Origin of the sequence: Owenweeksia hongkongensis DSM 17368, from assembly GCF_000236705.1 — a bacterium.
Classification (GTDB): Bacteria; Bacteroidota; Bacteroidia; order Flavobacteriales; family Schleiferiaceae; genus Owenweeksia; species Owenweeksia hongkongensis.
This window is the reverse complement of record NC_016599.1, coordinates 3,146,733-3,167,628: the sequence shown is the minus strand read 5'-3', so window position 1 is coordinate 3,167,628 and position 20,896 is coordinate 3,146,733. Positions and strand designations below refer to the sequence as shown.

Genomic DNA, 20,896 nt, shown 5'->3' with positions numbered 1-20,896 from the left:
TTACCAGCTACCTATTGATTGGTTCAAAATGTTTTCAGCCAGCTCCGTTGTGATTTGTTCTATCAAAGTTGCTGAGGCTTGCGAAAGATCGACATTTGCATCAAAATCAGCAAAACGTGAAAAATTTTGCTCAAAGCTTTTCTTCTCTTCAAGCTTATTGGTGTAAATCACATTCACCGTAATGGTGAGTCTGTTGGCAGCAGTTCCGCCACCAATATTATCAGATCCTGACTGTGCATTAATTGGTTTTACATCATACCCCGTGATAGTTCCTTCAAAATGAAGATCACCACCTCGTTCTACTAACTCCAAAGAAGTTTGGCGAACAAAAATATCGCGTAAAGCTTCTGTAAAAGTTTGACTCAAAGTAGGCTCAACGATTGGTGCATAGTTTGGAAAAAAGTCAACCGAAATAGTTTTTGCGTTTCCTACGTCACCACCAGTAAAAGAATATCCACCAGAGCCACAAGCAGTCAATATTGCAAAAATGCTAAGCGCTATAAATTTTCTCATTGTAGGTCGTACTGTTTTATTTTACGATAAAGCGTTCGCTCAGAAATACCCAACTCATCGGCTGCATCTTTTCTTTTTCCACCACTTCTATCCAGGGCCTTCTTTATTAGCTCCAGCTCTTTTTCTTGTAAGGATAAGTTTTCCTCTTCCACAGTTTCATGGTCGGTATCAAAAGTACTGTCATGCAGTTCCGTGTCACCATCCTTATAAATAGGTAGGTACTTTTTCTCCTCTGCCGGACGTGGAGGGCTTACCGGCACTTCATCTTCTTCTCCGTAAATTTTACTAATCAGCTGCGAATTGTCTTCTTCAAAATTGCCATGAGTACCGTGCTTCATCAGTTCCATGGTCAATTTTTTAAGGTCGTTAAGGTCTCCTTTCATATCAAAAAGCACCTTGTATAAAATCTCCCTTTCGCTCGAAAAATCTCCACTTTTACTACCGCTGCCACTTGAGTCTTCCTTATTATATAAGGCTGGCAACTCTGACTTTCCTATAGCTGGTAAATAATTCAACAAGTTTTCACTGTCTACTTCACGGTTCTGCTCCACTACCGAAAGCTGCTCAGCCAAGTTTCTAAGTTGACGAATATTTCCCGGCCAACGGAAATTTTGCAACATTTCTACCGCATCGGGCGTAAGCCTAATAGCAGGAAGGTGATACTTATCGGAAAAATCCGCTACAAATTTTCTGAAGATTAAATGAATATCTTCCTTGCGTTCGCGCAAAGCTGGCAGACGAATTTCTACCGTATTCAATCTATAATATAGATCCTCACGAAACTTTCCTTTTTTGATAGCTTCTAAAAGGTCAACATTGGTAGCTGCTACAATACGAACGTCTGTCTTTTGTGATTTAGATGAACCTACTTTTATAAACTCACCAGTTTCCAAAACACGAAGCAAACGTACTTGCGTTCCCAAAGGCAATTCACCTACCTCATCCAAAAATATGGTTCCGCCATCTGCCTCTTCAAAATATCCTTTTCTTGCTCCGGTCGCCCCGGTAAAAGACCCTTTTTCGTGACCAAAAAGTTCACTATCAATCGTTCCTTCGGGTATGGCACCGCAGTTTACAGCAATGTATGAGTTGTGCTTTCTGTGCGATTGGCTATGTATAATACGGGGAATAGATTCTTTACCCACACCACTTTCACCAGATACCAAAACCGAAATATCGGTAGAGGCTACCTGAACGGCTTTGCTCAATGCTCTATCCAGCAATGGCGAAGAACCGATTATACCAAAACGTTGCTTTATTTCCTGAAGGCTACTCATTTTATGGTATGCTTTATTTCTATTCGTTTATCCTGATGAATCTTTGTACCCGTGCTCTTGTTTGTCACAAAAGGCTTGAATGCCATTATAGTAACATATGATGCGTTTGGCAGAGCTTTTGGCAATTTCAACATATTGGTACGTCCGCTACCTATCCCTTCCCAAATCATGGTATTACTTGCGTCAAATACTTTTACTTCGAAACCTGACTGAAGGTTTTCAATACAAGCATCGCGCGAAGTATCGGCTATGCAAATATCCATTCTACCTTCTGTGCGAATCGCTTCATAGGTAATTTCAAAAGCGAGATTATTATCCATCCATTTATCACCAACCTTAGTTTGGCTGTAGCCAGAAATGGCGGTAGCAATAAGAATGAGCAGAGCAAAAGTTTGTTTCATCATTAGTTTATGCGTTTTCCCATTAGGGTTGCCGTGGTACAATCTTCAATTTTTACTTTCACAAAATCTCCAAGTTTTTCATCCCCTTTCGGGAAAACCGCCACCGTATTAAAATCCGTGCGACCATACCAATCGGAATCCGATTTTTTGGAAGATCCCTCAATCAAAACCTCTACCACTTTTCCAAGGTGCTTTTTGTTGTTTGCCAAAGAAAGTGCTTGCTGCTTTACTATAATATCATTCAGCCTGCGCTTTTTCACTTCCAATGGAATATCATCTTCCATTTTGCGCTCAGCGTAGGTATTTGGTCTTTCTGAATAATAGAACATGTAGCCAAAATCATAACCTACATAATCCATTAAGCTCAAGGTTTCCTGATGATCTTCTTCCGTTTCTGTAGGGAAACCGGTGATCAAATCATGTGAAATACCACAGCCTGGGATTATTTTCTTGATACGATCTACCAAGCCCATGTATTCCTCACGGTTGTGCCCGCGATTCATCAATTTCAAAATTCGGCTACTACCCGACTGCACCGGAAGGTGAATATAATTGCAGATGTTATCATATTCCGCTATAGCGTAAAGCACATCATCACTCATATCCTGCGGGTTGGAAGTGCTGAATCTAATTCGCATTCCTGGCACCGCTTCGGCTACCATTCTTAGCAACATGGCAAAGTCTACTGCTGAGGCCTTTGCCGCATCACTGGCTTTTTCAAAATCTTTTTTCAAACCGCCACCATACCACAGGAAGCTGTCCACATTTTGCCCAAGCAAAGTAATTTCCTTGTAACCGTTTTCGGCCAAGTCAATACATTCTTCCAAAATAGTTTGAGGATTGCGGCTTCGTTCGCGACCACGCGTAAATGGCACCACGCAGAATGTGCACATATTATCGCAACCACGGGTAATGGATACAAATGCCGAAACTCCGTTTTGCCCCAAGCGAACAGGACTTACATCTGCATAAGTTTCTTCCTTGCTCAATAATACATTTACCGCTTTGCGACCTTCATCCAGTTCTTTCACCAAGTTTGGCAAATCGCGATAAGCATCAGGGCCCACCACCATGTCTACCAACTTTTCTTCGTCAAGCAATTTGTCTTTTAGGCGCTCAGCCATGCAACCCAACACTCCGATTTTCATCCCCGGATTGTTGCGCTTCATTTTATTAAAATTGGTCAAACGCTTGCGAACGGTTTGCTCCGCTTTATCGCGAATAGAGCAGGTATTTAATAAAACAAGGTCAGCTTCATCCACATTTTTTGTGGTTCCGTAACCTTCTTTTTGAAGAATTGACGCCACAATTTCACTGTCCGAAAAGTTCATCTGGCAACCGTAACTTTCGATGTACATTTTCTTGCCAATTCCCTCGCGCTCTATCACCAAAGCTTCACCTTGGCGATTTTCTTCCATCATTTCTTTTGTCTCACTATTGTGCATACAGCATACTTTATAAGGTTGGCGAAATTACAAATCCTAAACGGGTTGCGCCAGTTTGGCAGTTGTTTTATAAAGCATTATTATCAATATAATACCTCGACAAAAAAACATTTGATTTACTTTGTCGGTTGAAAATCGCTTTAAGACGCTGACGTATGCCGAAAAACCTAGTTATAGTTGAGTCACCTGCAAAGGCCAAAACCATTGAAAAATACCTTGGTAAAGATTACCAGGTAGAGAGTAGTTATGGCCACATTCGTGACCTTGTGAAGAAAGATATGGGGATTGATGTTGAAAATAACTTCGCCCCGAGCTACGCTATTTCCAGCGACAAAAAGGAAGTAGTAAAAAAACTAAAAGCCCTTGCCAAGAAAGCCGACACGGTATGGCTTGCATCGGATGAGGACCGCGAAGGGGAAGCTATTGCTTGGCACCTGGCGGAAGCTTTGGGACTAAATACGCTTACAACCAATCGTATCGTTTTTCACGAAATCACCAAAGGAGCAATTGAGCGTGCTATTCAAAACCCACGTACAATTGACCAAAATTTGGTAGATGCTCAGCAGGCAAGACGTATTCTGGACCGCTTGGTAGGGTATGAATTATCACCTGTGCTTTGGAAAAAAGTGCGCGCAGGACTTTCTGCGGGACGTGTGCAATCCGTTGCCGTAAGATTGATAGTTGAACGTGAGCGCGAAATTCAAAACTTTGAAAGCACCTCTTACTTTAGAGTAGCAGCCATATTTTCTAATAAAGAAGGAAAATCATTTAAAGCAGAACTCAATAAGCGATTTGACACCGAAAAAGAAGCAAAAGACTTTTTAGAAAAATGTAAGTCTTATAAATTCTCTATCGGTGATATTGATACCAAGCCAGCAAAAAAATCTCCGGCAGCACCTTTTACCACTTCCACCCTTCAGCAAGAAGCGGCCCGTAAGCTCTATTTTAATGTAGGGCAAACGATGAGCGTGGCGCAAAGACTCTACGAATCGGGACAGATAACCTATATGCGTACCGACTCGGTAAACTTGAGCGATGAAGCAATGAGCCTGGCGGAGAACGAAATCAAAAAAAGCTACGGCAAAGAATACGCAAAGCGCAGAAAATATTCGAATAAAAGTAAAGGTGCTCAAGAAGCTCACGAAGCTATCCGCCCAACGGATATGAGCAAACATAGTGGCGGTGCAGATGACCAGCAGCGCAAACTTTACGACCTTATTTGGAAGCGTACACTGGCTTCACAAATGAGTGATGCTCAATTGGAGCGAACCGTATTAAAAATAGAAACCCCAGAAGAAAAGCTGGAATTTGTAGCTCGTGGTGAGGTTATAAAGTTTGAAGGTTTCCTTAAAGTATATCTTGAAGGCACCGATGATGAAGATGTGGAAGAGCAAGAAGGAATGCTTCCTGCCATGAGTAAAGGTGAAAGTTTAGATAATGATAATATTATCGCCACTCAAAGATTCACCCAGCACCCTCCACGCTTTACTGAAGCAAGTTTGGTAAAGAAATTAGAAGAACTAGGTATTGGCCGTCCATCTACATATGCCCCTACTATTAGTACTATCCAAAAGAGAGAGTACATTCAGAAATCGGACTTGGAAGGCACGAAAAGAAACTACACTCAACTTATTCTTAAGGATTCTAAAATTGCCGAAAAAACACTTAGTGAAACCACGGGTGCCGATAAAAATAAGTTGATGCCTACAGATATCGGATCTGTGGTAAATGACTTTTTGGTGGAGCATTTCAAAAAAGTATTGGACTACAACTTTACTGCTAAGGTGGAGGCTCAGTTTGACGAAATTGCATCTGGTAATGAAAAGTGGGCGCAGATGATTGATGAATTTTATTCAGATTTCCATCCGCACTTAAAAGATGTTGAAGAAAACTCAGAGCGTGCTTCTGGCGAAAGACTGCTTGGTCAAGATCCTGAAAGTGGTAAAAATGTTTATGCCCGTATCGGCCGTTTTGGACCAATGGTTCAAATTGGTGAAGCTGATAATGAGGAAAAGCCAAAATTCGCCAGCCTTCAAAAAACTCAGTCTATTGACACTATCACCTTTGACGAAGCAATGGATTTGTTCCAACTTCCTCGCACGTTGGGTGAATATAAAGGAGAAGAAATTCAGGCGAATGTGGGGCGTTTTGGTCCTTACGTAAAGTTTGGGGATAAATTTATTTCGCTTGACAAAGGGGAAAACCCAATGGATACAACTTTGGACAGAGCTATTGAATTAATTGTGGCCAAAGAAAAAGCGGATGCTCCAATTGCAGAATATGAAAATCTTCCTGTACAAAAAGGCGTAGGTCGTTTTGGCCCTTTCATTAAATGGAACGGCATCTTTATTAATGTAAACAAGAAGTATGATTTTGATAATCTTACTCAAGCCAACATTGAAGAGCTGATTGAAGACAAAAAGAAAAAGGAACGCGAAAAGGTAATCCACAACTGGGAAGATGCAGGCATACGCCTAGAAAAAGCACGCTGGGGACGTTTTAACCTTATCAAGGGAAAAGTTAAAGTTGAGCTACCAAAAACGACTGATGCAGCCGCGTTTACTTTAGAAGAAGCAGAAAGCATTATTGAAAAGAATGCTCCAAAAAAGAAAGCCAAGCCAAAAGCTAAAACCAAAGCAGCACCTAAGAAAAGTAGAGCCAAGAAATGAATTTAGAGGACTTCCTCGCTCCCGTAAGGGATAGCATTGCCAATCCACAACATAAAGATTGGCACCCACAGAGTTTAGCTTCCAATCTTCAGGTACACCTCGAAGTACAGGGTATACCAGAACTTGATGGCGTAAAAATGGCTATCATCGGGGTTATAGAAGATCGTGGCTCGCTGAATAATCAAGGCTGTAAATCTGCACCCGATGAAGTACGCAGATATTTATACAGTCTCTATTGCGGCAAATGGAATGTTCCAATAGTGGATTTGGGAAATCTTTACCCTGGGGAAACCATCACCGATACGTACGAAGGTCTTCGCGAGGTTTGCTATCTATTATTAAAGGAAGGCATTACACCTATAATAATAGGAGGCAGCCAAGACATTACTTATGGAAACTATCGCGCATATGACCGCTTAGAGCAAACAGTAAACTTGGTGAGTATTGATTCGCGATTTGACTTAGGCGAGCAGGAGCAAGATTTAAATGAGGAAAACTTCCTAAGTCACGTTATTTTAAAGAAGCCTTACATACTTTTTAATTATAGTAACATCGGTTATCAAACCTATTTTGCCAATCAGGAAGAAATAGACCTGATGGAAAAAATGTATTTTGATGTCAATCGATTAGGTTATTTTAAGAATAACATAACTGAAACTGAGCCTATACTCCGAGATGCTGATATTGTAACTTTCGATCTCTCTGCCGTGAGACAACCGGATGCACCTGGAAACCTAAATGCATCACCAAACGGTTTTTCAGGAGAAGAAGCTTGTGCAATAAGCAGGTATTCAGGAATAAGTGATAAAGTAAGTTCCTTTGGAATTTACGGTTGTAATCCATCTAAAGACCATAATGGGCAGACTTCACATTTGGTAGCTCAAATGATCTGGTACTTTATTGAAGGTTACAATTCCAGAAAGGGAGATTATCCCTTTGCTAGCAAAAATGAATACCAGCGTTTTACCGTACTCATGGACGAAGGAGAACACGAGTTGGTATTTTACAAAAGCCCTTTAAGCGACCGCTGGTGGATCGAAGTACCAATGCCAGCGATAGGAAATACTATGCACGAACGGCATAAATTAATTCCGTGTAGCCATTCTGATTACATTAGGGCCTGCGAAAATGAGACACCTTTAAGGTGGTGGCATGCAATGAAAAAAGCACTTTAGCCCCGTATTATTTTCGAAAAGAAGTAAGAAATTTCGGCAAATTTAACCTTGAACTAACATTTTTTTGTTCAAAATTTTATCTTTGGTGGTTCCAAGACTGAGAAAAAACTGAGAAAAGGAGCAAATCTCTATGAAGAAAATTTACATAATGTTGCTTACGGGCATCTCTTATCTAGCTGTAGGTCAGCAAGATTTGCAGTTCACCCAATTCATGTTCAACAAAATATACTACAATCCTGCAGTAGCTGGAAGTGGTGGTGCCATTTGCGTAAATGCGCTCCATAGAAGCCAATGGGTAGGTTTTGAAGGTGCTCCTACCAGTCAAAACTTAAATATTAACGCTCCAATTAAAAAACTTCATGGCGGTTTGGCTCTTAAAGTTTCTAATGACCAGATTGGTTACTTCCAAAATTTTAATATTGGCCTTGGTTACGCCTATCAAATGGAATTAGCAAATGGAACTTTAGGTTTTGGACTAAACCTTGAACTATTTACATCAAGCGTTAATAATGCGGAATGGGTTGCTCCTGATGGCACCACTGGTTTCGATCCCAGTATTACCGCTCCAATTACTCAAGGCATTACTTTTGACGGCTCTTTGGGTATTTATTACGAAAATGACACATGGTGGGCGGGCATTTCCTCGGCTCGTTTAGCTCAGAGTTCAACCGAACTTGACAATAATGTCAACCCAGCACTCAACCCTACCCTTTCTACGATTACAGATTTCTATAATCGTAGACATTATTATATTATGGGAGGTTATAACTGGGCCATTCCTAATTCTAACATTGACCTTCGTCCGAGTCTTTTACTCAAGTCAGACTTCGGTGCCTCATCCGTAGTTGACGTTAACGTGATGGGGGTGTACAATAATAAATTCTGGGGAGGCGTTACTTATAGACTCACGGAAGCTGTAGCGGTGAACGTGGGTTATCAGTTTACAGAGTCACTTAAAGCAGGTTATTCTTATGATATAGGAATTAATGGCATTTCTCAGCAAGGTGGTGGGAGCCATGAAATCTTTTTAAGCTATTGCTTTAAGATAGAGATTCCACCGAGACAAAAGGGAAGTTACAAGAATCCAAGATTTTTGTAATATAGCAGCCTTGATTGAAACTATTTGAAAATCAACACGAAATTAACACCGTATAACATGAAGAAACTCATAATCATGATGTTGGGTGCCAGTTTTATACTAGCGTCATGCAGCAGCAACGATAGAGGAGAATTAGTAGGCGTGCAAAATAGACCTACTTGGTATCCTTCAGAACCTTATGGAATGGTATACATTCCACAAGGATCATACAATATGGGTAATGCAGACCAAGACGTGCCTTACAGCCTTGTTTCGCCTACCAAAACGGTATCGGTAGCCTCCTTTTGGATGGATCAAACTGAAATCACTAATAATGAATATCGTCAATTTGTGAATTGGGTTAGAGATTCGATTCTGCGATTTAGACTAGGCGAGGATGGATTGGTTGAGGGGTATGAACTTATTGATGCAGCTGAGATGGAGGATCCAACCTTCTTCGAAGAATATGTTTCTCTAAACTATCCAGATTCTATGCAAAGACGCCTTGATTGGGGGCCTTACCTAGAATGGAGAACCGAGCGCTATCCTGATGCAGAATACACGGAAATAATCCGTAGTATGTACTTACCACCAGAAGAAATGTTTTTGGGAAGAAGTATGATTGATGCCCGTCAGTTGAACTATGTATATTTTACGTTGAATCGTCAAAAAGCGGCTCAGCGTGGTAATCGCGTAATGTATGACTACAAGGATGAGGATCAAGATGGAGAGTACTTCTCCTACCGAGATTACATCAAAGACACAAAGGAAATCTCTGACCGTAGTTCATTCTTTGAAAAAGGTGTGGTAAACGTTTATCCAGACACTTTAGTTTGGGTTCATGACTTTACATACAGCTACAACGATCCAATGCACGACAGATACTTTTGGCACCCAGCTTATGACGACTATCCGGTGGCGGGTGTAAACTGGCAGCAGGCTACAGCATTTTGTATTTGGCGTACTAAATATCGAAACGACTATTTAGGTAGTTCAGGTGAAATGATTGAACATGAATTCCGTCTACCTACCGAAGGTGAATGGGAGTACGCTGCTAGAGGTGGTCAAGATAATATGACTTACCCTTGGGGTGGGCCTTATGCGCTTAATAGTTCTGGTTGCTACTTAGGTAACTTTAAGCCTAAGCGTGGAAATCTTGTGGCTGACGGTGGTTTTTACCCTGTTACTACAACCGCCTATGCTCCAAATGGCTTGAACCTTTATAATATGGCTGGGAATGTTTCTGAGTGGACAAGTACCGCATTTGACGCAGCCTCATATTACTATATCAGTGATATCAGCCCTAACTTTGAATACAACGCAAGGGATACTGATGAAGAAACACTTAAAAGAAAAGTAATTCGTGGTGGTAGCTGGAAAGATGTAGCCTACTTCATGCAAGTAAGCAGCCGTGATTACGAATACCAAGACACAGGCAAGTCCTATATCGGCTTTAGAACAGTTCAAAGCTTTATGGGACGTGACCTAAAAGATTTTTAATTTTTCTACAAACTCAAATTTTAATTTTTAATTTTTCAACCTATGGCTTTAATAGATGTAAATAGTAAAAGATTCAAGAACTTCATGGCCAAATTGTATGGCTGGGGAGCAGCAGTAGTTATTCTTGGAGCGATGTTTAAGATTCTTCACTTTCCTGGTGCAGATATCATGCTTATTGTTGGTCTTACTACTGAGGCTGTAATCTTTTTCTTTTCAGCTTTCGAAAAGCCACATGAGGAGCTTGACTGGACATTGGTATACCCTGAACTTGCTGGAATGGAAGATCCTGATACAGAATACAATCGCACCACCGGTCTTACAGCAACTCAAGAGTTAGACAATATGCTTGCTGATGCTAAAATTGATGGAGCCCTTATTGACAGTTTAGGGGAAGGTCTTAGAAATTTTGGTGATGCTGCAAATAAACTTAACAGTACTGTTGAAGCAGCAGCAGCTACCAAAGAATATGGTGAGCAATTAAGTTTAGCCTCTAAAAACATGGAGTCTTTGAACGCCCTTTATGCAGTTCAACTAGAAAGCTCTGCAAACCACATGGAAGCACAAAATGCTCTTATCGGTAACCTTACTAGTACTATTAACGACTCAGAAAAATTAAGCTCTGAAGTAACTTCTTTGGTGAGCAATATTGGTAAGCTTAATAACGTTTATGGCGGAATGCTTTCTGCAATGAATATTAACAAAAATTAAGCCTGTTTCAGGACTTTTTTGACAATCGAATAAGATTAACAACTTAAAGAAAATAGACCTCTAACATGGCAGGTGGAAAACAAACCCCAAGGCAGAAGATGATTAACATGATGTACCTCGTGTTAACTGCTCTTCTTGCCCTAAACATTTCGAAGGATATCCTGGATGCACTTACTAAGCTTAATATTAGCTTGGATCAAACCGTGCAAACTGTAGATAAGAAGAATGCAGATATTTATAGTGCTTTTGCAGCAGCCGCTTCTGAAAACCCAGAAAAAGCTGGTGAGTGGAACACAAAAGCTCAGGAAGTGAAGAAGCAGTCTGATGATCTTTACAACTATATAGCGCAGCTAAAAACTGATCTTATAGAAGTGAGTGGTGGTGTAGATAAAGAAACAGGCCTTCCTAAAAGTTTGGATGCCCGTGAGAAACCAATTAACTACCTTCTAAATCAAAAGCATGCTTCTGAATTAAAAAGTAAAATTGATGCATATAGAGATAATGTATCTCAATATGTTGCTGATAAACCTCAGCTTCAATCAAACATTGCTACAAGTTTTGACACTGGAGATCAAGAAGTAGGTAAAGACAAAGTAAAAACCTCTTGGGAAAGCGCAAACTTTGAGCACTTCCCATTGGCTGCTATTTTACCATTCCTTACAGATTATCAAGCTAAGGTTCGTAATACTGAATCAGATGTAATTAGTGAGCTGCAGCGTAACATTGGTAAAAGCGACTTGAAGTTTACTGGTGTACGTGCTATCGTTATGCCAAAATCTAATTATGTAACTCAAGGTGACGAGTATGAGGCTGAAGTTTTCTTGGCGGCATATGATGACACCCAGGAGCCTGAAATCACCATTAACGGACAAGCTCTTTCTTCTGAGCAAATCGAAAATGGGAAGGGAAAGGTTACATTTAAAGCTTCCTCTGTTGGAGAACAAAAGTGGGCTGGAGTTATCAAGATTAGTCAAATGGGTAAAGATCCTATTGAGTACCCTATTGAAGCAAGCTACACAGTAGCTCCTCCTTCAGTTGTAATTTCTCCAACTAAGATGAATGTGCTATATAGAGGTGTTGACAACCCTCTTGACATTGGCGTTCCTGGTGTAGACCCATCAAAGTTAACGGTAACCGGTCCTGGTATCAAAAAACTTGGTAACGGAACTTATATGGCAGATGTAACTAATGTCTCTGGTAGAGAAATGTCCATAAGCGTTTCTGTTCAAGAAATAGACGAAAACGGCAAAACAGTAAGCCGTAATATGGGTAGCAAAGAATTCCGTGTAAAAGGTTTGCCACCAGCACAAGGAAGTGTTTTTGGGAAATCAGAAGGTATTATGTCCAAGAGTTTGATCAGTAAAGCCGTTGTTAAGGCTACTTATCAAGATTTTCCTTTTGACTTAGATCTAACGGTTACAGCTTTTGAAATTGCTGTTCCTGGTTTTCCACCAGAGCAAGTACGTGGCGATAAGCTACCAGAAGGTGTAAAAACCCGTATTTCTAAGCTTAGACCCGGTTCTACCATTTCTATAAGAAATATTAAGGCTGTTGTAGCTGGTAAAGGAACCCGTGTACCTCAAATTGGCAACATTTCTATAGACGTTAATTAATAATATAGAATACGATGAAAAGGATAATAATAAGTTTAATGATGATTGGAGCTATGGCTGTGAGTTTTTCTTCACAGGCTCAAGTTCTTACGCCTCAGGATGATGGTATCATTCCCGACCCACCCAAGCACTACCACCACAATCAAGTGTTTCCTTACCCTTATTTAAGGGAATCGGATATGCTGTGGAGTACTCGCCATTGGGAAAGAATTGATCTTCGCGAGAAAATCAATCATCACCTTTATTATCCTATTCAGGCCATTCCCGATAGAAAGAGTCTTTACGATGTTTTAGTTGATGGAATTCTAAACGAAGGAACAATTGTGGAGGTTTTTGCGGACGATCGTTTTGAAATACCGCTTACGCCTGAGCAAGTTCAAAAGTATGCTTCGAAGGTTGACACTCTTTGGGATCCCGAAGACCCGAGTATGTATTTAGCAGTAGATACTATTAAAATTACTGCCAAAGATGTACTAGCCTACCAGATTAAATCTGACTGGTTCTTTGATAAGCAACGTGGGGAAATGAAGAATCGAATTATCGGAATTTCGCCTGTGGTAAGAAACCCTTCTACACAAGATGTTTATACTCTATTTTGGGTTTGGTTTCCAGATGCACGTTATGCATTGTCCACACACACCGCTTTCAATAACCAAAACAATGCGGCACGTTTAACATATGACCAAATTTTCCACATACGTTACTTTAACTCTGTGATTTATAAGGAAGATAATGTTTATGACCGCCAGATTAAAGACTACAAGAGAAATTCACCTCTTGATCAGTTATTGGAGGCTCAGCAGATAAAAGAAGAGCTTCGCAATTTCGAACATGATCTTTGGGAGTATTGATTTCTCCTAATCAATAAATTTAAAGCCCTTTTACGTAAATGTAAAAGGGCTTTTTTAATGATATGAAAGATATAATTATTGTTGGTAGAGGTTTGGCTGGGGCCACCTTGTCATTTCAACTTCTTGCAAAAGGCATTAAACACCATATTGTTGATCAGCCTTCCCTATCCTCATCCTCAAAGGTTGCCGCAGGTTTAGTCAACCCAATAGTCTTGAAAAGATTAAAAATGGTTCAGGGAGCCGATGAATTTATGACTCATATCCCTGATTTTTATCAAACTAAAGAAGTCTTAACTGGATTTAAGTTCTACCATGAAAGCACTATCCATCATATATTTGCTAATGCAGGCGAGATAAACCTATGGGAGGAAAAAAAGGATAATGTTTTCCATTCGCAGTTCTTAAAAGGTTTAGCAAAAAACACTAATCCGAACCTACTGGCACCGCATGGACTGGGAGTTATTGAGGGCATTGGATGGCTTGATACACAAAGCTTCTTGAACGCTCACAAGGCTTTTTGTAATAATAATAGTATTCTTATTACTGAGACACCATTTCCGAAAAATGATCTTTCTACTCTAGCAGAATCTGGACAAGTCATAATACTATGTAATGGTCATTTATTAAAAGATTGGGAAGTACTGCCTGAAAACACCTTTACTCCCACCCGTGGAGAAGTGATGACCATCGAAACGGATGGATTGTCTGAAAACAATATCTTACATAGCTCTATTTTTGCCATCCCGCTTGGTAAAAAACAATTTAAAATAGGGGCCACCTACCATTGGGACAAGTTAAACGACATGCCTACTGGTGATGGAATAGAGCGCTTGAAAACTGATTTAGAAAAAATATATTCTGGGAAATATGAAGTTATTAATCACCAAGCTGGAGTACGTCCCAACACGAAAGACCGCAAACCTATCATTGGAAAGCTGAAAGATAATGTAATGGTATTCAACGGCATGGGGTCAAGAGCAGCACTTATGGCTCCACAGCTATCTAATACCTTTCTGGATTACTTGACAACTGGAAATCCATTACCAGCAGCATACAATATTGATCGCTTTCTGTAAAATAAGAAGGGCTTACAAATGTAAGCCCCTCAAATAGCAAGATGAGTTGCCACTAAAACCTCACAAGAGGTTTTCCTTTAAATACCTCCCCTGATCTAACCCTAACCATATAAATTCCTTTAGGCAAAAACCCTAAATCCAAACCCATAGCACCAGCTTCCCGATGTACCAAAGCGCGCCTCAAAAGTATTTTACCGTTTAAATCTGTTACCACAACTTCATTATCATCAGAAGTTCCTTCTAACAAGCTAATATGCACATGCCCTGTGGTAGGATTTGGATACAAGTCAAAATCCAATTCAAGTTTCACTTCTTCCCTAATCACCCTATTGTTCGCATTTCCAGCTTTCCGTATTACGGAAGCGCCAGCCTTATCCAAATCCAATCTTAGGGAAAAACCTCCCTTATCATTAGCTCTATTCTGCAAAGCAACAGTGATGTAATTATCACCTTTACGAAGAATTTGATCAAAATTAACATTTTCTACCTGCATAAACATATCTCCCCCAGCATTACCGTTTACAGGCACTCCGCCACTTGGAAACCATGCATCATGAGCAGGAAGGGAACGGTTCATGAGATTATGTTGAAAATGTCCGGATAGTAGGCTATCATTTATAAAAATCATAATATTCTCATCAAACGTACTTCTTAAACGGACATTGATATCCGCTGAATCTACTAGAGTAAACCTTCTTCTATAATAGGTCACATTCTCTGTAGCCTCAATTGCAAACGATCCATTTATTTCCTGGGTGCTGTACCAACTATAAGGCTGCCCAAGTTTGACATCTTGTGTAAACGTATTAGAAGAAGGCAAGCTACTAACGCCTGGCCAGCTCCAACTTGATCCTCCAATAGTAGTAACTGTGCTCTGCTGCCATTCTGCATCTGACACAATGAAACCCGTAAACACTGGCATATAGGGTTCGCCTGTTTTAATGTCCATACGAAAGCTAAAGCCGCCTTTATCTGTAATTTGAGGCGCATTGCGTAAAGCAATAATAAGCTCATTGCTACCAATATGCACCAATGAATCCATCCGATAATTATTTACAACATCGAATTCTTGTTCGCCTAAAGCGCCATTCTCTTGATCTCCATTCTGATGTACTATTAAATGATGTTGTACACCAGTCAAGTTGGCTACTTCCCTATCGCTCTCACGTGCTACCACTTTGCCATTTATATAAATTTCTATACCATCATCCATATAACTTCTAAACCTTGCACTGACACCTGTGTCTACCGTCAAATTAAATGTTGTTCTGAAAAAAGTAATGCCATTACCAGTTTTGAAAACTTTAGCACCATCAACACTGTCAATACTATGATAATGGTGAGGTTGACCTAGTTCTGCAGGCATAGTAAAGGTTGCCAAAGCAGGTAAATCACTTACTCCTCGCCAAGGGTAGGATCCCGCCTCGGCAATATTAGTTACTGTGCTTTTCATCCAACCGCTTTTTCCCGTCACCACTGTTACACTATCACCGACTACTTTACCATCACACTCTGAGTCAGTACGTACAGATAAGGTTATTTCAATGATGCTGTCACAGCCATTGAATGCTGTCAGCGTATCGTAGTAAACTCCTGCTGTAGTTTGGTAAGCTCCTCCCACAAATAATCCTTCACCAGGGCAAATGCTGTCCTTTACATTTGTCATAACATTGGGCTTAACCACAAGCACCACAGTATGAATACTATCGCAGCCTAAGAGACTCTGTAAAGTATCTACATATACTCCTGCCATTCCTTGATACTCTCCGAAAATGAGGAGGCTATCACCTGAGCAAATAGAAACATTACTTTGCGTTTCATAGGTAGGGTTCACAAGTAATCCACAACTCAATAAACTGTCACAACCATTACTATTTAATAAAGTATCATAATAAGTACCAGCCATATATTGATATGTATTGAACACAAGAATACTATCGCCTTCGCAAATCATTTTGTCTGGTAATGCCATTACACTTCCTCCATCGTAAATAGTGATGGTGAGCACAATAGAATCACACCCATCCACTTTGGGGTAACTTACAATTGTAGTTCCTGCCGAAGTACTATCGCAGGTTATGGCATTCACAATTATTGAATCATTTACACAAGGTACCCCAGCGTATACCACCGTTGTGATAACCACACTATCACACCCTTCTACATTGGTATACAGAGTATCAAAAATTCCCGCTAAACTGCTATCTAAAGTAGTAGTGAAACGTTGAACGGTATCCGAAAGATTAATTGCTAACATTATACCAATAATACTATCGCAACCGTGGGTAGTTTTGAGGGTATCATAGTAAACACCTGCCATATCTTGATATAATCCAAAAATCAAAACACTATCACCATCGCAAATACTCATTGGAGTCAAAAAGTTTGAATACGTTGGGTTTAGTATTAACTCACGGCTCAACGTGCTATCGCAACCATTCTTATTAATCAAACTGTCATAGTATGTACCTGCCAAGGTTTGATACATTCCAAAAATCAGCGTACTATCGCCATTGCAAATCGATTTATCTGCAAGTTGGGTTACACTACCCGGATCCAATATGGTAGTAGTTGTGATTATGGAATCACAACCATCTTGATTTGTCAATGTAACTACTACCACTCCTTGTAAGCTACTATCACAGGTAACTAAATTTATAAAAGTAGAATCTACCGTAGTGCAAGGACCACAAGCAACATCATCAGCGCCTGGTGAGCCCATTAGCATATTTCCATTTATTACATTGCCGGTAGAACTAGTTGATTCTATCCAATTGCTACCAATAGTGTTATCAGCAGTCCAATCACATAAAACTACGGATGGGCCATCTCCATCAGCTCCAATAGGCCAGGTTCCTGTTGGTGAATACGGAACTGAATCTATTGTGTTACCTAATGCATCTTTTAAAAGTATAAGCTCCCCTCCATTAGATAAGACTCCAGACCCAGACCACTGATGCCCATTTGCGGCAAACTGACTGTAAAGCGCTAAGCTATCCTTACACACTACAACATATCCTCCAGAAGGAACTGAAACATTACCAAAAGTGTAGTTTACAGCATCACTGAGGCTGTACCCTGTCATATCAACGGTAATCAGACCGGGGTTATAAATTTCTATATACTCATGAATATCCGCACCGCTTTCTGGTGGATTATACATTATTTCAGTAATTACCAAAGTGTCTAAGCTCGTTGGCAAATATGTTACCGTAGTAATAACTGTACTATCGCAACCATTGCTGTTGGTATAGGTGGTATCAAAAATTCCAGCCTGTAATGGGTGTCCGGTTGTAGTACTTTGATAAACAGTATCCAATAGATTAACTGTAAGGGTGACTCTAACTATACTATCGCAAGTATTACTCCCTATAAGTGTATCATTATACACGCCCGCCATTCCATAATAGCTACCACCAATAAGGAGACTATCCCCCTCGCAAATTTCTAAGGCACTACTACCTGTAGATATTGGTAGCGCCAAAAGTGAAATCGTATGAATACTATCACAACCATTAATATTAGAAGAAGTGTCACTATACACTCCTGAAATCATTTCCCAATTGCCAAAAATTAGAACGCTATCTCCAAAGCAAGTTATTTCTGTGCCAGAAGAGTTGATAATTGAATCCACAACCAATTCTTGACTTAAAATAGAATCACAACCATGCTGGGTTTGAAGGGTGTCATAAAAAATCCCTCCTGACATTTGCCATTCTGCAAAAATGAATATGCTATCTCCTGAACATATCGATATGGAAGCTAATAAGGTTGTAGAACCAGCATCATACATGGTTATAATGGTATGAACAGAATCGCACTTGCTGGCATTAGAAAATAATGTTGATGTGCTCCCTACAAGGGTTGAGTCGCAGCTAAGAATGGTGACGAATGTGGAATCTGGGGTGGGGCACGAACCACATGCTACATCCCCCGTACCTGGCGAACCTTTTAAAGCATTTCCGTTTACGGATGTACCTGTAAGAGAGGTAGACTCTGTCCAGTTAGAACCAATATTATTATCGCTCCCCACATCACACAACACTATTGAAGGACCATCTCCTTTTGCATTTGTTGGCCATGGCGATGAATCGTCATAATCTACAGAATCCAGCGTATTTCCCCTTGCATCCTTCAGCACTATATCCTCACCACCATTGTGGAGTACTCCATTCCATTCATAACCTGAAACACCATAGTTATTGTAAAGTGAAAGGCTATCACCACACACTACCACATAACTTTCGGCTGGTAATATTACATTACCAAATGTATAATTGACTCCTTCACTAAAGTAAAAACCAGTCATATCCACACTTTTAGATATGGGGTTATATATTTCTATAAATTCCGAGGAATCCTGTCCTGTTTCAGGAGCATCATACATAATCTCAGAAATCACCAAAGTATCAATTGGGATACTAACAGATGGTGTGATAGGTGCAGTAAAAAGAGCGCTGACTGTAAGACTACATCCGGTTTGACTCGAAAAAGAAGCAGTAACATCTAAAGGAAGACCATCAGCTACGAGTCCAGAAAAAATAACAGCCACTGAATCCAGGTTGGTTACTTCAAATAATTCTCCATTTACCAACAATGAATCGTTGCAGGTGGCTCCTGCATATTTTACTATAATACCCACGGAATAGGTTGTGTCACCAATTTCTAATGTTGGAGCAGAGTCGACCGATATTGAACTTATATTACAAAGGTTATCATAAACCTCCTGCATAGCTACATCAGCCTGAATGAGACCCGCACCCGTGAGATAGTCAAAACCGCTGGTGCTCATATCTATTGCTGAATTCTTGAAGATATCTCTAACCTCGGTAGGATTCAGGTTTTCGTTGGCTTCAATCATTAAAGCCCCAACAGCTGCCGCATGTGGAGCTGCGGCTGAAGTACCAAAGAAAAAATGACCATTTCCAAAAAAGGTATTACTAACTCCATCAATAGCTGTAAATTCTGGTTTAAAACGGTCAATTGGCGTAATTGAATTTCCATTTAAGTCGTATCGAATTTGAGTTCCCCCCGAAGAAGTGAAGGGCTCAGGCAGCGGAGGGTTAGTTCCATAAGCTGGACTACTGAACCAAGGTGCTGCTCCAACAGCCATTGCCCCAGCCGCATTGGAATGCCCTAAACATGTAGATAGCCCACTTGCGATCGTTGGCGCATATTCATACATAAGTCCATTTCCTCCCCAAATAACCCATTTAAGTGACGATGGCCACGGGCCAGAATAGTTCTTAATGGCAATATTAAATGTAACTGTCCCCGATCCATTAGCCTTACCTGAAATAAACTCGGTTGGATCCAAATTGAGATTATTATCCGTTGCAGATAATAATACCGAACTTCCTGCAGCATCATAAAGGTAAAGATCAATATCTGTTTGTGCTCCTTTTGGGGATAATGAACCCCATGGGTCATCCCATTGTAAAACTATTCGAATATCGGAACCTGCATTTACAGTAATAGACTGCATTGTATCCACGCCTGGACCCGGATCAAAATCATGCCAGCGACTTCCTGCCCTATTCCTGAATGGTGCTTCGTATGAAGATTGTGCATTATTACCAGCCGATGAAAAATAAGCCACTCCTTTGGAATTAACATAATCACAAGCCTGAGCTATTACCCCATCCATATAAAATGGCTCTTCGTAATAAAACACATCATCTACTATGACATCACAGCTGTGTAAGTCATATAAATCTTCGATATAGCTGGCGAAACCGGCTTGTCCGGTAAATGCCGTTGCGAAGAATAATTCACCTCCTGGTGCCAAGTCATGCACAATTTCGCACATGGCTCTACCCTCATCACTACCCGCAGTCAAATCTGCCACTACGGTAACAGGAGTTGTATATCCATTGGGATTTCCCACACCAGGCAAATCACCAGTACTCACTCCAGAAGTAGCGCCAGAGTTTGCGTTATACGTATCTGACAGTACACCAATTTTTACTCCACTTCCATCCAAGCAAAACTTTGAGCGAGTCATTTTTGCCGCTAGAGCGGAATCACCTTCAGAGTTGGCCGAACCAATATTTGTAATTGGCCGATAAACAGGCTTTGCATACCGTAACTCCTCAAGCTCTTCCAACTGAGGTATGTTCTTAATATTTACCCAGGCATTTACTATTCGTTTATAAACCTGAATATCTTTAGCAGCCAAACTTTTAAGTTGCTTAGCTAGCACCTCACCATCTTTAACCGCAGTAGCTTCAATACGAATCATACTGCCTTGAGTCATTAAAAGATCTAGGTTTAGCTGTAATGCTTTCTCTTCTTCTTCTGGAGCTATACTATTTGTATAAAGCTTTAGTAAAATGGAACTAACCTTTTCGGTTTGCTTAGTGTTATTTTTGGGGAAATTCGATTTCGCTGAATTGCTGCCTTGGGCAAGTAAGACGGAACTATTGCAAAACAAAAGCATAAGTACCCAAAAGGGTTTAATAGAAATCATAGGTTAAGGTTTTGGTTTGGTTTATCGAAAATGAAAGGTTAAACCACTCATTTCCAACAAGACAATTCAATTTAGCTAAACACTTTCCTCAACCACAATCATACCGCTACTCTTAAAATAC

At 40.3% G+C, this 20,896-nt stretch carries 13 protein-coding genes; 8 read left to right on the top strand and 5 right to left on the bottom strand.

The window, feature by feature from the left end; translation table 11 throughout:
• From OWEHO_RS13865 to miaB, 4 genes are read right to left on the bottom strand one after another with little or no spacing between them, the layout of a single operon-like run.
• Positions 1–513 carry an LptE family protein gene (locus tag OWEHO_RS13865; RefSeq protein WP_014203117.1) on the bottom strand — a complete coding sequence of 171 codons (513 nt, stop codon included), beginning with the start codon at positions 511–513 and terminating at the stop codon, positions 1–3.
• A complete protein-coding gene (locus OWEHO_RS13860) occupies positions 510–1,790 on the bottom strand; it encodes a sigma-54 interaction domain-containing protein (protein WP_014203116.1) in 1,281 nt (426 codons plus the stop codon). The genes OWEHO_RS13865 and OWEHO_RS13860 overlap by 4 nt, the downstream gene beginning before the upstream one ends.
• Positions 1,787–2,194 carry a hypothetical protein gene (locus OWEHO_RS13855; protein ID WP_014203115.1) on the bottom strand — a complete coding sequence of 136 codons (408 nt, stop codon included), beginning with the start codon at positions 2,192–2,194 and terminating at the stop codon, positions 1,787–1,789. Before OWEHO_RS13855 ends, OWEHO_RS13860 begins: the two co-directional genes overlap by 4 nt.
• Positions 2,194–3,636, bottom strand: coding sequence for a tRNA (N6-isopentenyl adenosine(37)-C2)-methylthiotransferase MiaB (gene miaB / locus OWEHO_RS13850; protein ID WP_014203114.1), 1,443 nt, complete (start codon positions 3,634–3,636; stop codon positions 2,194–2,196). The genes OWEHO_RS13855 and miaB overlap by 1 nt, the downstream gene beginning before the upstream one ends.
• A 155-nt stretch (positions 3,637–3,791) precedes the next feature.
• Between miaB and topA the strand changes: the two genes are divergently transcribed.
• From topA to OWEHO_RS18010, 8 genes are all read left to right on the top strand, one after another.
• Positions 3,792–6,305, top strand: coding sequence for a type I DNA topoisomerase (gene topA / locus OWEHO_RS13845; protein WP_014203113.1), 2,514 nt, complete (start codon positions 3,792–3,794; stop codon positions 6,303–6,305).
• Positions 6,302–7,480 carry a formimidoylglutamase gene (locus OWEHO_RS13840; RefSeq protein WP_014203112.1) on the top strand — a complete coding sequence of 393 codons (1,179 nt, stop codon included), beginning with the start codon at positions 6,302–6,304 and terminating at the stop codon, positions 7,478–7,480. The genes topA and OWEHO_RS13840 overlap by 4 nt, the downstream gene beginning before the upstream one ends.
• 130 nt (positions 7,481–7,610) lie before the next feature.
• Positions 7,611–8,579, top strand: coding sequence for a PorP/SprF family type IX secretion system membrane protein (locus OWEHO_RS13835; RefSeq protein ID WP_014203111.1), 969 nt, complete (start codon positions 7,611–7,613; stop codon positions 8,577–8,579).
• Between the two features lie 57 nt (positions 8,580–8,636).
• Positions 8,637–10,058 (top strand): gliding motility-associated lipoprotein, encoded by a 1,422-nt coding sequence (locus tag OWEHO_RS13830; protein WP_014203110.1) that lies wholly within the window; start codon positions 8,637–8,639, stop codon positions 10,056–10,058.
• 42 nt (positions 10,059–10,100) lie between these two features.
• The gene (gene porL / locus OWEHO_RS13825) at positions 10,101–10,766 is read left to right on the top strand and encodes a type IX secretion system motor protein PorL/GldL (protein ID WP_014203109.1); all 666 of its coding nucleotides are present in this window, start codon (positions 10,101–10,103) and stop codon (positions 10,764–10,766) included.
• Positions 10,767–10,831: 65 nt separating this feature from the next.
• Positions 10,832–12,379, top strand: a complete 1,548-nt coding sequence (gene porM / locus OWEHO_RS13820; protein WP_014203108.1) for a type IX secretion system motor protein PorM/GldM — start codon at positions 10,832–10,834, stop codon at positions 12,377–12,379.
• Positions 12,380–12,393: 14 nt separating this feature from the next.
• Entirely contained in the window at positions 12,394–13,230 is an 837-nt protein-coding gene (gene porN, locus OWEHO_RS13815; RefSeq protein WP_014203107.1) for a type IX secretion system ring subunit PorN/GldN, read from the top strand.
• A 62-nt stretch (positions 13,231–13,292) separates the two neighbouring features.
• A complete protein-coding gene (locus tag OWEHO_RS18010) occupies positions 13,293–14,306 on the top strand; it encodes an NAD(P)/FAD-dependent oxidoreductase (protein ID WP_014203106.1) in 1,014 nt (337 codons plus the stop codon).
• Positions 14,307–14,358: 52 nt separating this feature from the next.
• Here the strand turns inward: OWEHO_RS18010 and OWEHO_RS18005 are convergent, their stop codons facing one another.
• On the bottom strand, positions 14,359–20,775 hold the full coding sequence (locus tag OWEHO_RS18005) for a lamin tail domain-containing protein (protein ID WP_014203105.1): 6,417 nt from the start codon (positions 20,773–20,775) through the stop codon (positions 14,359–14,361).
• Between the last annotated feature and the right edge of the window lie 121 nt (positions 20,776–20,896).